Raw genomic sequence first — 13,052 nt, forward strand, 5'->3', positions numbered from 1 at the left:
CCCCGTCATGGACGACAATGGGGGTGGAGAAAGAATGCGCCGGCGAGCTCCGGCTGCGGGTCCAAGGCTACCCTAGCCCTGGTGCCACCCTGCGGTTCCGCGCCCTGCAGGACGGCCCGGGGCAGCAATAAGCATGGCTGATAAAATGGCCGGGTTGCAGGGCGGCCTTGGAGCTGGTGCAGCCAAGGCCGTAACAAGGTAGGGGACCACACACATCATGACGGCAGGCGGGTCACACCTCAGGACTTCGGACAGCCGGCCGGGCGAACCGGCCGACGCTTCCGTGCCTGCCAAGGGCCGCGCCTACCTGGCAATCATCGAAGGTTTCATTGGCGCCCTCATGATGTTCGTCGGGTCCATCGGCACCGGCTGGATCGCCAACGGCTCGCCCATGATCCGCCAGCCCGTGGTGATCGCGCTCCGCACCGAGGGGTGGGGGGTGGCGGTCTCCACGATCCTGTTGACCGCCGGGGCCATGCTGCTCATGCGCTCCTGGCTGAGGCTGGGCCAGCGGCTGGGGGACTGGGGCCAATCGTCGCTGCGGTCCGTGGTGGCAGCCATCTCCGCCTGGTCCTTGCCCTTGCTGTTCTGTGTCCCGGTCTTCTCCCGCGACGTCTACGCCTACACGGGCCAGGGCCGGCTGGTGATGGAAGGCCAAAACCCCTACGAGGTTGGCATCTCCACCCTCAACAACTGGTTCGCCCTTGGCGCCGACCCCGCCTGGGCGGAAAACCGGACACCCTACGGCCCCTACTTCCTGTGGCTGGCGCGCGGGGTGGTGGGACTGACCGGCGCCCAACCCGACGCATCGGTCCTGCTGTTCCGGCTGCTGGCCGGCGTCGGCGTGTTGCTCTGCGTCATCTACGTGCCCAAGCTCGCCGAGCTGCACGGCATCAACGGGGCGCGCGCACTCTGGGTCTCCGTGGCCAACCCGCTGTTCCTCATCAGCTTCATCGCCAGCGCGCACAACGACGCCCTCATGGTGGGGCTCGCCGTCGCCGGCGTGTACCTGGCCGCAACCCGCAGGTACCTCCTGGGCATCCTCCTCGTGACCGCCTCGATCGGCATCAAGCCCATCACCGTGCTGCTCCTGCCGTTCATCGGCCTGATGTGGGCCGGCCCGGGCGCCACCTGGCCGCGGAAGTTCCTCATGTGGGCGGCGACGGCGGGCATCAGCTTTGGCGTCCTGGCCCTCAGCGGCATCCCGTTCAACCTGGGGATCGGGTGGACCTGGGCCATCATGGACCCCACACCCGGCTACACGGGCTATTCCCCCTCCGGCTTCCTGGGCCAGCAAGTGGAGATGCTCGCCAACGCCCTGGGCCTGCCGGGCGGGACCCTGGCCACCCTCCTGCGGACCGGCATGAAGTGGGCGGCCATCGGGCTGGTCCTGCTGCTGATGTTCCGCGGGGACTACTCGCGGGCGGTGCGCCGGATGGCCCTGGCGTTCACCGCCGTCGTGATGCTTTCACCCATCATCCAGCCCTGGTACATCCTGTGGTTCCTGCCGTTCCTGGCTGTCACCGGCATCCGGGACGACTGGCAGATCCGGTCGCTTTATGTGGGCGTGACGTTCTTCGTGGTGTTCGGTGCCCAGGACCAGCTCTCGGTCTGGTCCTTCGTCGAGCTGCCCATCGACGCATCATCCATGGCGTTCTTCACCGCCCTGGCCTTCACGTTCTACCTGCTGGTCCTGGATGTCCACACCCGGAAACTCTTGATTGAAGGCAGGCCGCTGGATGTGGCTCGGCGGGCGTGGACGTGGGCGGTGGAACGCCGGGCTGCGCGCCGGGCCGCCGCCCGCGCCGCCGTCGACCGCTCCGAGGCCCCCTAGGCTCCTGCCGGTACCTGCGCGGTGGTTTTCCGGCCCAGCTCCGCGGTTCGCTTCACCGACCACCACAGCAGCACCACCAAGAGCACGTTGCGGGTGGTCAGGATGGCCGCCATGACCGGGTGGGCGTGGATGAGCGGCGTGTAGAACAGCGGGTAGATCACGAACGTGGTCATGGCGATGCCCATCAGCAACGCCGCCGGGACCTTCCAGCGCTCCCAGTCGTGGGTGAGGCCGGCGATGACCACCGGCGCCAGCCAGATGATGAACTGCGGGGAGCCCACCTTGTTGAAGACGATGAACGCGGTGACCATCATCAGGGCGCCTTCGAGGAACAACTCTTCCCGCTCGGCGCCGCGCCGCAAGGCCCGCACCAGCAGGATGGCAGCGGTGACGGCCGCCAGGACCAGCAGCGGCTGCATCAGGAACGCCGCGGTACTGGCTCCCGGGCCGTAGACCTCGGTGGAGTTGATGGCCGTGTTGTCCGCCATTTTCGAGCCGGCGATGTGGAAGACGCTCAGCCAGACCCAGGGGGTGGAGAACGTGGCCTCGAGCTGCATACCGCGCTCGCCCTGGTTGGTGAGGAAGTCCATGATGTGCGGCAGGCCGCCGGTCAGCCAGGTTCCCAGGCAGACGACGGCGGTCACGGCGGCGCCGGCGAGCACCACCTGGACGCGCTTGTGGCTGGCGATCACGATGGGCACCAGCACGGCGGCGGGCCACACCTTGATCCAGGTGGCGATGCTGAGCAGGACGCCCGCCACCACCGGCCGCTCCGCCACATAGAGCAGCGCGATCAGCACGATCGGAGCGGTGATCCCTTCCACCCGGGCAAAGCTGAGGTACCCCATGAAGACCGTGAAGAACAGCCACCACCAGGCGGGAGCAACACCGGTCACGGTCCGTGGACCGCGGGTCAGGTAGAGCAGGCCGACGGCGTTCAGCACCGTGATGATCAGGAACCAGACCAGCAGGTAGGGGCCGGGCCCGGCGATGTTCGCCAGGAAAATGGGGATCTGCGCCAGGACCGGGTAGACCCAGGGACTGATCTTTCCGGTCAGGTCCGCCGGGTTGTAGCCGGCCATGGCCCACTGCCGGTACTGCTCGGTGTCGCTGAACGTATTGCCGTTCAGGAAGAAGGACGCCATCCAGCCCAGGAAATACACGTGCACGACGGCGAAGCCCCACCAGACGCTGGACGGGCGGGCGAACCAGTCCACCACCGCGGCCGGGAGGACTTTGCTGCGGACCGTCACCAGGCGGTCGAAGAACCTCATGGAAATCTCAGGTCTCCTTGAGCGCGGGGGCGGCTGCTGCGGTCTTCTTGCCCAGGGAGTACAGGCGCCGGACACTCCACAGGAACAGGACCACCAGCAGCACGTTGCGGATGGTCAGGACCAGGGCCATCCACGGGTTGTTGTGGCTGAGGGCGTCGTAGAACAGCGGGTAGATGAAGTACGTGGCCACGGCGATGGCGATCAGCATCGCTGCCGGGACGCGCCATTCGCGCCAGCTGTGGGCCAGGCCGACGGCGACGGCGGGTCCCAGCCACACCATGAACTGCGGGGAGCCCACTTTGTTAAAGACCACGAAGGCGGCGGCGAGTGCGAGGGCGCCGGCGAGAAGCAGTTCGGTGCGGTCAACGCCGCCGGCCACCTTGTGCTGCTTGCCGTTGTGGAGCGCCCAGAAGGCCAGGCCTGCCACCAGCAGGGCGGCCAGCACCAGGAGCGGCTGCATCAGCACGGACATGGTGGCGGTGCCGGGGCCGTCCACCTGCATGGAGTTGATGTCCGTGTTCATGTACATCCGGGAACCGCCAACGTTCAGGACGGACAGCCAGAGCCAGGGGGTGGTGAAGGTGGCCTCGAGCTGCATGCCGCGGTCGCCCTGTTGGGTGAGGAAGTTCAGGAGCTTGGGGACGCTGCCCAGGGCGGCTGCCAGCGCCACGACGCCCGCCGTCGTCGCGATTCCTGCCACCACCACCAGCAGGCGGTTCCTTACGACGGCGAAGAGGGCCAGCATAATGGCCGCAGGCCACACCTTCACCCAGGTGCCGATGGCCAGCAGGACCGAGGCCACGAACGGGCGCTGGACCCCGTACGCCAGGGCTACCAGGACCAGCGGGGCGGTGAGGCCGTCCACGCGGGCGAATCCCAGCCAGCCCATCAGGAACGTGAATGCCAGCCACCACCAGCCGGCGGGGATGGCGTTGGTGTTGCGGCCCCGCTCCGTGAGTTTCAGCAGCGCCCAGCCGTTAAGGAGCGTGGTCATGAGGACCCAGAGGAAGAAGAACGGGCCCGGGCCTGCCACGCCCGCGATGGCCATGGGGATCAGGGCCAGGATGGGGTAGACCCAGGGGCTGGGGCCGCCGGAGAGGTTCGCGTCGTTGAAGCCGGCCATGGCCCATTCGCGGTAGATGAAGGTGTCGCTGAAGGCCTCGCCGCGCAGGGACAGGGATGCGCCGAACACCAGGAAGACCAGGTGCACCACGATGAAGCCGCCCAGCAGCCCCCGCCCGCTGTTCAGCGCCGCCCGCACCCTCGCGGGGAGGATGACGTCGCGGATCCGGGTGAGGTTGCCGAAGAGGGCGTCGGTGGAAATGGCGGATTCCTTGTCAGGTCGTTGCACAGTAAGCGGCGGCGCAAAATGTCTCGGGTCATGTCCCGAAGCCGGTCTCACGGGAATTGGAGGCCTTGGATTTCGGGATCCAGTCCCGTTCAACTCTAATTCACGGCGCATCTCTGCCAGTAATTGTCAGGACAAATCCAGGACTCCGCGCGCCTGACCTGCGGCATTTATCTAAAGTTGCTGGCACATTTTTGCTCAGGCACCATGGTGCGAGGCACGTGAGTGCCCACCGCCGATGCAGCCAGGGGGAGCGCAGGGCGTCGCTTGACCACCCCACCCCACGAAAGACATAAGGCACCATCACATGAACTTCCCCCTGACCCTGACCGTGTCCGACCGCCAGAGCATGGACAGCGAACTCGACGCCGCCGTCGCAGCCGCCAAGGCCCACGCCCTCACCGGCAAGAGCCACGGCATCCTCGTCACCCGGCACGGCGTGGACAAATTCACCGTTGCCCTCAGCGAGACGGTCCCCTTCGGCCTCACCCGGGAACATCAGGCCTGGTAGGGTCCCGTCCCGCCTGAGGTAGTGGGCTCTCCTGGCTGATTAGGCCCCCTGTGGCAGGTTGAGGAGCGGGCGGAGTTGTCCGGCTTCGAGCTGGACCTTCGGTTCGAATTCAGGGCTCTTCAGGTACCTGACCAGTCCGCGCATGAAATGTTGTGCTGCCGGCCGGCCGGACAAGTCGCCCGCGAGGTCCAGGGAACAGGCCATCAGCCGGCCGTTGCCCACCCGCGCCTCCACCAGAAGCCCCAACCTGCGGGCCGTAAACCAGGTATCAATCGGCTGCACCAGCGGCTTGAGAGCGGGGCGCACCGCGTCAAGGACCAACGGTTTGGCGCCTTGGAGCAGGTCCCACCACTGCCAGTCCGTATGGTTGCCGGTGGGGAACCCGTCGAAGACGGGGTGCTGCGGGTCGCAGACAATGCCGAGCGTGTGGGGCGGCTCGTTCCGCGTCCAAGCTGTATTCCAGAACACGGTGGAGAAGCCGAACTGGACGTCGTTCTCGATGCTGGCTGGATCAGCCAGCAGGAGCACCGTGCCGTCCTGGGCTAGCCGCCTGGCGGCGAGGTCCGGGTCTGACGTCACGAGCAGGCTGCCTGCCTCCCGGCGAGCCGGTTTCCGGGGCGCCGACGCGGGGAAAACCCAGACGTCCCAGTCGTTTTCGCCGCGCTGGCCTTGGCCGTCGCTCACCGCCACCACCAGGGTGAGGCGCTGTGCCGCGTTGCCCGTTGGCAGTGCGACGCTGATGGAACCATGGCGGACGTCGTTTCCGATCGCGATTGCGGTGGGCGGGAGTTCACCCTGGGCGTGGGGATGCCCCTGTCCGTCCAGAAGTTTCCACGAGATGGATCCGTGGAACGCCCCCGGGCTGAAGTTCGCAACCTGCAGGTCCGCCGTCAGTGTTTCCCCTGCCTGCCAGACGCGCCTGGCCAAGCGGGCCAGCGGAACCACCGGGCTGCAAAAACGGGAAAACTCACGGGCCGTGACGTAGCCTTTTTCGTCCCAGAAGGGATCCAGGACTCCCACCAGGGAGGTCCCCTGCCCGGGGAAATCATTCAACGCCAGCAGCTGGAAACCGGCGAAACCGGGGGTGCGCAGCGCGGACTCGATCTCCTCCTTGTAACAAAGGGTCTGCAGCCGTCCGGAGGCCATGAGGAATTCGTGGGCCTGGTCCTCAAGCCCTGAATTGGCCAGGAAGTCGGCGAAGATCTCGAAGTTCCGCGGTTTCATGAGCCCTGTGTATTTACTGGCCCGGGCAAAATCCGGGTATGCGCACCACTGGCCAATCTCGTGGCTGATGATGGGTTTTTCCCGGCTCTGGACCCAGTTGCTGTAGTCCGTCTCCGTTTCAGGCACGGCCGCGTTGATGCGGGACGAGAGTCCTTCACCCCACCGCTGCACCCGCGGGTCGGGGATGTTGTCAAAGTCGTTTTCGTCGATCGCCGGCCAGCCGGCGCCGCTGGTGTAGAGGCGCCGCCGGTCCCGCCTGCGCCAATAGCCCACCCATTCGCCCAGGAATTCCTTGTCCCGGCCGGAGGGTTCGTTGCCGTGTGCCATCAGCAGGAAGGAAGGGTGGTTTCCGTAGGCGTCGATGATCCGCTGGCTCTCCTCGTAAATGAAGGCGTCTACCGGTGCCCCCTCACCCAGGCGGGTGCCCTGGTTGGCCCACACCGGGGCTTCCACCTGAAGGTAGAAACCGAGTTCGTCCGCGGCGATGAAAGCCGCTTCGGGAGGGCACCAGGAGTGGAACCGCAGGAGGTTCAGGCCGAATTGTTTGCAGGTTGTGATGACGCGCCGCCATGACGCCACGTCCGTTGGGGGATAGCCCGTGAGTGGAAACACGCAGGACTCGATGGTGCCGCGGAGGAAGGTTCTGCGTCCGTTCACTGCCACGTGTGTTCCCCGGGCGGTGACGGTCCGCACACCGAACGTGGTCCGGTGCTCGTCACGGTGGACAGTGCCATTCACGGTTGAAACAACGGTGGTGACCGCTTCGTACAGGGCCGGGTTGAATTCGTCCCAGAGGCCGGCATCGTGGCCCAGCAGAATGTCCAGGTCAATATGCCCGCTGCTGGAGGTCAGGCCCCGGCGGGACAGGCCTTCGGGGTACTCGAGGTCGAAGTGCGCACTCGCAGGCGCCGGCTCATGGGCCCCGGGTACGTTGAAGCGGCGGAGGTTCACCGTGACGGTGCCTCTGCCCAGGCCGGCGCTTCCACCGGTCAGGTCGATTTTCGCCCTGACCGTCCTGGCAGCGGCGTCGGGAAACAGCGCCACCTTCCGCACGGCCACCGCCGGTACGGCCTCAAGCCGGAGGGTTCCGATGACTCCGTTCCAGTTTCCCTGGGTGTGGTCGGAGACGCTGTGGGCGTTCGGACCTACGTCCACCACCATCCGGTTGTCTATCCGGAGGGTGAGGACATGCTCTCCCGGCGCCAGCTCGCCAAGGGCGAAGCGGTGGGCAGTGGACAGGCTGCGATCCGTTCCGATCCGCCTCCCATCCACCCACACTGTCGATTCCCAATGCACCCGCTCCAAGACCAGCGCGCTGGGCCGCCCCGCCCACTCAGCGGGCACGGTGACCTTCCGCTGGAACCATGCGGCCCCCTTGTAGTACTTCTCCGGCTGCAGCCAGAAGGGCACCTTGATGTTCCCCTCTTCGCGGTACCGCGCGTAGCGGTCATCGGTGTGGAAGGAGGTGTCGACGACGAGCCCGGTCCAAGGCGTGTCCATGGTGACGTCGTCGCCGAACCCCTGGTGCTGGACCGAACCGGGGAGGATCAAGGGACTCCCGGCGGGATCTGCGGCGAAGTCCGCCGCATGCCAGTGGCCGGCTTCGCCGGCATTATCCCGGTCGAGCCTCAGGTGCCAGGTGCCTGACAGGTCGAGGGGCGCGGGGGCGTGCTGATGCATGGTTCTCCTGGCTGCTGGGTGGGGATCTCCCGCCAACTCTAGGAACAGGAGGGCCGCTCCGGGAATAGCGGTTTCGATGGCAAACCTGGAGGATTCTCTGATGGAGTGCGGTGCGTTGGGTTGAGCCTGGCTAGGGCTGGCTGGACCAGTTGAGCCGCTCGCGCCGGCGGAACTCACGCGGGCTCACGCCGCTGACCGCCTTGAACTTCCGGGAGAAGTAGAACGTGTCCGTGTAGCCGACCGTTGCGGCTATGTCTGCCACCGTGGCGTCGGTAGTCAGCAGCAGTTCGCGGGCCCGTGCGCAGCGAAGCCGGGTGGTGTATTCCACCAGTCCCATTCCAGTGGCAGCTTTGAAGAGGGCCGAAAAGTGGGAAACGCTCAGCCCGGCGAGGCGCGCCAGTTCAACGGCGCCGGCGTTGGACCGCAGGTTGCCGCGGAGGTGGTCCTGGACGATTCCGATGCGGTCCCTGGAAGCCGCGGGACCACGCAGGCGGTCTGAAGCCAGGACAGCAAGCAGCCTCCAGGCCGAACCCGAGGCGAGGAGGAGGGAGGACCTCGCGTCATCGCGTTCCATGGCTCCCAAGGTGTCGTTGATCAGGTCGATGGCCGAATACACGTCCCTGAGTGCAAAGACGGCCTCGCTCCCGGACCTGGCGATTTCACCGACCATCTCGTCGGCGTCCGGCCCGCTGACGTGGAGCCACCAGATGCTCCAAGGATCGTTGCCGTCGGCGGCATACCGGTGTGCTGTTCCGGCCGGGATGACGAACGCCTGTCCGCCGGTTACCGGGATGGGCGGCCCGCCGCCCGCCTCCAGCTGTCCTGCGCCGGCCGCGCAGACCACAATGATGGACTCCTCCGCCCCGCGGGGGCGCATGCGGAGGTGGCCGGCCGCTCTTGGGAAATGGCCGGCATCCGTCACAAGGAGGCGGCCCGTAATGGATGCGCCCAGTGCAGTGCGGACCATGGGCCGGGGCAGCACCCGCAGCCGCTGGCCGGGAAAGCCGCCGTGTGCCGTCATGACGCCAAGGTAGCAAATTCATTGAATTCTCCAGATGCGGGCATGCGCGGGGCGCCGGAAGCGATAGACCTGGTTTGGGGAGCCGGTGCAAGGGTACCTGCCGACAGACACGCGAGGACTGGAACAGGAGAATGATGTGATGGACACGAGGCTGAAAGTGGCGGTGCTGGGGACCGGCATCATGGGAGCGGCCATGGCACGCAACCTACTCCGGGCCGGCCACGAGGTGACGGTGTGGAACCGGGACACGGCCAAAACCGAGCCACTGGCCGCCGAAGGTGCCGTGCGGGCGTCCAGCCCTGCCACAGCGGTGAAAGCCGCCGACGTTGTCCTCACCATGCTGTACGACTCCGCCGCGGTGGTGCAGGTCATGCGGCAGGCGGCGCCCGGCATCCGCCCCGGCACGGCCTGGATCCAGTCCACCACCGTGGGAGTACAGGACGTTCCCGCCCTCGCCGCCTTGGCCGGGGAGCTTCGCCTGGACCTGGTGGAGGCACCTGTCTCCGGTACCCGCGCGCCCGCGGAGGCTGGCCAGCTGCTGGTGCTCGCTGCCGGCCCCGAAGCCATGCGCCACCGCGTAGCGCCCGTCCTCGATGCCATCGGCGCCCGCACCGTCTGGACCGGCGATGACCCCGCCAAGGGTTCGGCCGCCCGGCTCAAGCTGGTGGTCAACAGCTGGGTCATTGCCGCCTCCAACGCCGCGGGCGAGGTGGTTGCGCTTGCCCAGGCGCTCGGCGTCGATCCCGGGCAGTTCCTCAACGTGCTCGACGGCGGTCCGCTGGATCTGCCCTACCTGCGCGCCAAGATGGGCCTCATCCTGGACGACGGGCTGGAGCCGGCATCCTTCGCCGTCGACACCGCCCGCAAGGACGCCCACCTCATTGTCGCCGCCGCCGCAGCCGAGGGCCTGAAACTCGACGGCGCCGAAGCCGCTGCCGCCCGGCTGGACCGGGTGGCGGGCCAGGGCCACGCCAAGCAGGACATGGCCGCGGCGTATCACGCCAGCCGGTAGCAGGGGCTCCGGTCCAGGGTTTGCCCGGCCCTCCGGGATAGCGCTTGCCATTGACGTTATCCCCATCACCTCCTATATTTGATGAATCGATTCAAGAGCCGCTCCAGCCCCGATCCGGCTGCTGCGGCGAAGTACACCAAACCCTGAACACTGCTGACGACCAGCGGTTCCGGTTCCTTGCCAATGAAGACGAAGGACAAGCACATGAGCACCACCCCAACCCGCGTGCCCCTCACCAGCCAAGGGGCTGGAACCGGCGTCCGGGACCCCAGGAAAGCCGCGATGAGCGGCTGGATCGGAAGCGCCCTCGAGTACTACGACTTCGCGCTCTACTCGCTGGCGGCAACCCTCGTCTTCCCAGCCATCTTCTTCCCGTCCGGGAACCCGACCGTCGCCATCATCGCCTCCCTGGCCACCTACGCCGTCGGCTACGTCTCCCGGCCCATCGGTGCCGTGGTGCTCGGCGCATATGGTGACCGGCACGGCCGCAAGAAGGTGCTCGTGTTCGCGATGCTGCTGATGGGCTTCGCGACGTTCGCTGTTGGCCTGCTCCCCACGTACGGCCAGGTGGGCCTGCTCGCACCCGCGCTGCTGGTGATCCTCCGGCTCATCCAGGGTTTCGCCGTTGCCGGTGAACTGGGCGGTGCCAGCGCCATGATCGTCGAGCATTCACCGGACGCAAAGCGCGGATTCTTCGCCAGCTTCAGCCTCCAAGGCACGCAAGTGGGCTCGATCCTGGCCACGGCCGTCCTCCTCCCGCTCGCCGCCCTCCTCCCGGCGGCCCAGTTCAGCTCCTGGGGCTGGCGCATCCCGTTCCTGCTCAGCGCCGTCGTCATCCTTGCCGGGTACCTGATCCGCCGCCGCGTGACCGAACCCCCCGCCTACGCCGCGCAGTCCGGGGCGGCCCCCGCCAAGCAGCGTTTCCCGCTCAATGAACTCCTCCGCTCCCGCCCCGGCGTCCTGGTCCGCTGCATCCTTATGACGTTCACCAACGTGATCGGCATGGCCACCCTGATCTTCGGCGTCTCCTACGCCACCCAGAAGGGCTACGGCAACGGCTTCTCCAGCAGCGAGTTCCTGTGGGTGACCCTGGTGGCCAATATCGCTGCCGTCATCACCATCCCGTTTTTCGGCGCACTGTCCGACCGGATCGGCCGGCGGATGCTCATGGCGGCCGGCGGGGTCATTGGCGGCGTGCTGGTGACCGGGTACCTGTGGGCGATCCAGCAGGGAAGCCTGCCGCTGGTCTTCGTGTGCGTCGTGATCGTGCAGGGCATCTTCTTCCAGATGTGGAACGCCACCTTCGCCACGTTCTTCCAGGAGCAGTTCCCCATGCGGATCCGGGTCACCGGCTTTGCCGTCTCGCAGAACATCGGGCTGATGATCGCCTCGTTCTTCCCGAGCATCTTCACCGCAATCGCTCCCCCCGGTTCCACCAACGTGCCGCTCACCATCGGCCTGACCACGCTGGGGATCTGCCTGGTGTCCGCGGTGGCCACCCTGATGTCCTCGGACACGAAAGGCAAGTCGCTCGAGGACCTCGAGGGCCTGAAGACCAGCTGAGGCCTCACCCGCGTCACGCGGGGCACGCTTTTGGGCAGCGCACGACGGCGGGAGGTCACCGCGTCGGCCGCCACACCAACTGCCCGGCAGGGGGAGCCCCTGCCGGGCAGTTGGTGTCTCACGGGGATAGTTTCCTGGTGGCCCGACGTCCCGGGCCCGCTCAGTAGACCGAGCCCTCCAGAAGCTCAGCCAACCGTCCGGCCGCCCGCCTGAGCTCCGGAACCCCTGCCCTCAGGGTTTCCTCGCTCGCCGCCTCCACCGGGCTGGTCAGGGAAATCGATTCCGTGGGCTGGCCGGACCTCCTGGGCAGTGCCACCGCCACTGACAGGACGCCGGTGGCACGCTCGTCGGCGGAGAACGCGTAGTCGGTTCCGGGTTCCGGGAGACGCGCGCGCAGATCCTTTGCCGTCAGGTCGGCGTCTTCCTGGCCGGCTGCAACAGCTGCCGCCACCGCCTGCTGGAGTTCGTCATCGGACGCGGATGCCAGCAGGATCTTTCCTGCGGCGCCGAGGGTCAGGGGCAGCCGTTTGCCCAGTGGGAGGTCGTAGCGGAGGGGCGCCTCGCCGTCGACGCGGGCCACCAGGATGCGCTCGAAGCCGAGCCGTGAGTACAGCGACGCCGTCAGCCCGGTTTGCGATGCGACCTGCTGCAGGACGGGGCGGGCAGCGACCACCAGGGGATCGTTCTCCAGGAAGCTCCGTGCGGCGGGCAGGACGGCGGGGCCGATCCGGTAGGACTTGTCCGTCTGGCTCACCATCCCGAAATCCTGCAGCACCCGCAGGATCCTCAGCGTGGTGGGCAGGCTCATGCCGCAATTCCGCGCCAGATCACTGAGCCGCTGCGGCCGCTCCGCCCGCTGCAGCTCGGCGAAGACCTCCATGGCCCTGGAGAGGGAGCGCATGTTCGAGGACTTGGGGCCCTCTTCTGCCGTGCCGGCCGTGGTGGAAGTCGTCGTCGCCATTCTTTCATTCTATGTACGTTCTTTGCGCTTGACAGTCCCTGTGTCTCCTGTCACTATTTCTCAGTACGCAATATAGTTTCATTCTATGAAACGCAATGACGCGCTGTGAAAAGGAAACCCATGACAACGGAGTCAGTCACGACGAAAGCACGGAGCACCATCCGGATCGCTCCCGGGGTGCTGGCGGGGATCGGCGCCTTCGCCGCCGTCGGCGTCTATGTCCTGGCCAGTTCGGTGAGCCTGGGGCTCTGGACGTCCCTGGGCCCCGGTGCCGGCCTGTTCCCCTTCGCAATGGGGGCTCTCCTGGTGGCGATGTCGGCCATCTGGCTCCTCCAGGAACTCCGCCGGCCGAGCGCCAAGGGTGTGGGCGTGGACAAGGGGGTGGTCATCTCCGTCGTCACCAGCCTGGTCATCCTGGCATCCGTCATGGACCTGCTGGGCTTCCAGCTGAGCATGTTCGCGTTCCTGCTCTACCACCTGAAAATCCGCGGACGCCGGGCATGGGTGCCCTCACTGATCATCGCCCTGGCGGGAAGCGTCGGTGCCTTCTACGCCTTCAACTACGGCCTGAATGTGGCCCTTCCCGTGTCGGCATTTACTCCGCTGAACCTGATCGGACTTTAG

At 66.8% G+C, this 13,052-nt stretch carries 10 protein-coding genes; 5 read left to right on the forward strand and 5 right to left on the reverse strand.

Translation table 11 applies throughout. The features are described from left to right. Positions 1-217 precede the first annotated feature (217 nt). The gene (gene mptB, locus ACFVVC_RS12195; protein ID WP_387453268.1) at positions 218-1,834 is read left to right on the forward strand and encodes a polyprenol phosphomannose-dependent alpha 1,6 mannosyltransferase MptB; all 1,617 of its coding nucleotides are present in this window, start codon (positions 218-220) and stop codon (positions 1,832-1,834) included. On the opposite strand, the gene ACFVVC_RS12200 is transcribed toward mptB, so the two are convergent. Further along, positions 1,831-3,108, reverse strand: a complete 1,278-nt coding sequence (locus ACFVVC_RS12200) for a glycosyltransferase 87 family protein (RefSeq protein ID WP_387453271.1) — start codon at positions 3,106-3,108, stop codon at positions 1,831-1,833. The two genes, mptB and ACFVVC_RS12200, sit on opposite strands and share 4 nt — an antisense overlap. Before the next feature lie 7 nt (positions 3,109-3,115). Continuing rightward, positions 3,116-4,459, reverse strand: coding sequence for a glycosyltransferase family 87 protein (locus ACFVVC_RS12205; RefSeq protein ID WP_387453274.1), 1,344 nt, complete (start codon positions 4,457-4,459; stop codon positions 3,116-3,118). 304 nt (positions 4,460-4,763) lie between these two features. On the opposite strand from ACFVVC_RS12205, the gene ACFVVC_RS12210 reads away from it, so the two are divergent. Then, on the forward strand, positions 4,764-4,967 hold the full coding sequence (locus tag ACFVVC_RS12210; protein WP_387453276.1) for a hypothetical protein: 204 nt from the start codon (positions 4,764-4,766) through the stop codon (positions 4,965-4,967). A gap of 39 nt (positions 4,968-5,006) precedes the next feature. On the opposite strand, the gene ACFVVC_RS12215 is transcribed toward ACFVVC_RS12210, so the two are convergent. After that, positions 5,007-7,871, reverse strand: coding sequence for a glycoside hydrolase (locus tag ACFVVC_RS12215; RefSeq protein WP_387453279.1), 2,865 nt, complete (start codon positions 7,869-7,871; stop codon positions 5,007-5,009). A 130-nt stretch (positions 7,872-8,001) separates the two neighbouring features. Further along, positions 8,002-8,892, reverse strand: a complete 891-nt coding sequence (locus tag ACFVVC_RS12220) for an AraC family transcriptional regulator (RefSeq protein ID WP_387453282.1) — start codon at positions 8,890-8,892, stop codon at positions 8,002-8,004. A gap of 139 nt (positions 8,893-9,031) precedes the next feature. Between ACFVVC_RS12220 and ACFVVC_RS12225 the strand changes: the two genes are divergently transcribed. Further along, on the forward strand, positions 9,032-9,904 hold the full coding sequence (locus ACFVVC_RS12225) for an NAD(P)-dependent oxidoreductase (protein ID WP_387453285.1): 873 nt from the start codon (positions 9,032-9,034) through the stop codon (positions 9,902-9,904). Positions 9,905-10,108: 204 nt separating this feature from the next. Continuing rightward, positions 10,109-11,467 carry an MFS transporter gene (locus tag ACFVVC_RS12230; RefSeq protein ID WP_387453288.1) on the forward strand — a complete coding sequence of 453 codons (1,359 nt, stop codon included), beginning with the start codon at positions 10,109-10,111 and terminating at the stop codon, positions 11,465-11,467. 160 nt (positions 11,468-11,627) lie between these two features. On the opposite strand, the gene ACFVVC_RS12235 is transcribed toward ACFVVC_RS12230, so the two are convergent. Continuing rightward, positions 11,628-12,428 carry an IclR family transcriptional regulator gene (locus tag ACFVVC_RS12235; protein ID WP_387453291.1) on the reverse strand — a complete coding sequence of 267 codons (801 nt, stop codon included), beginning with the start codon at positions 12,426-12,428 and terminating at the stop codon, positions 11,628-11,630. 120 nt (positions 12,429-12,548) lie between these two features. On the opposite strand from ACFVVC_RS12235, the gene ACFVVC_RS12240 reads away from it, so the two are divergent. Continuing rightward, positions 12,549-13,052 carry a tripartite tricarboxylate transporter TctB family protein gene (locus tag ACFVVC_RS12240; RefSeq protein WP_387453293.1) on the forward strand — a complete coding sequence of 168 codons (504 nt, stop codon included), beginning with the start codon at positions 12,549-12,551 and terminating at the stop codon, positions 13,050-13,052.

Origin of the sequence: Pseudarthrobacter sp. NPDC058196 (genome assembly GCF_042882685.1) — a bacterium.
Taxonomy (GTDB): domain Bacteria; phylum Actinomycetota; class Actinomycetes; order Actinomycetales; family Micrococcaceae; genus Arthrobacter.

Excerpts from the sequence above, each read along its gene's own strand:
- mptB (WP_387453268.1), top strand. The coding sequence starts at position 218 with ATGACGGCAGGCGGGTCACACCTCAGGACTTCGGACAGCCGGCCGGGC.
- ACFVVC_RS12200 (WP_387453271.1), bottom strand. The coding sequence starts at position 3,108 with ATGAGGTTCTTCGACCGCCTGGTGACGGTCCGCAGCAAAGTCCTCCCG.
- ACFVVC_RS12210 (WP_387453276.1), top strand. The coding sequence starts at position 4,764 with ATGAACTTCCCCCTGACCCTGACCGTGTCCGACCGCCAGAGCATGGAC.
- ACFVVC_RS12215 (WP_387453279.1), bottom strand. The coding sequence starts at position 7,871 with ATGCATCAGCACGCCCCCGCGCCCCTCGACCTGTCAGGCACCTGGCAC.
- ACFVVC_RS12220 (WP_387453282.1), bottom strand. The coding sequence starts at position 8,892 with ATGACGGCACACGGCGGCTTTCCCGGCCAGCGGCTGCGGGTGCTGCCC.
- ACFVVC_RS12225 (WP_387453285.1), top strand. The coding sequence starts at position 9,032 with ATGGACACGAGGCTGAAAGTGGCGGTGCTGGGGACCGGCATCATGGGA.
- ACFVVC_RS12230 (WP_387453288.1), top strand. The coding sequence starts at position 10,109 with ATGAGCACCACCCCAACCCGCGTGCCCCTCACCAGCCAAGGGGCTGGA.
- ACFVVC_RS12235 (WP_387453291.1), bottom strand. The coding sequence starts at position 12,428 with ATGGCGACGACGACTTCCACCACGGCCGGCACGGCAGAAGAGGGCCCC.
- ACFVVC_RS12240 (WP_387453293.1), top strand. The coding sequence starts at position 12,549 with ATGACAACGGAGTCAGTCACGACGAAAGCACGGAGCACCATCCGGATC.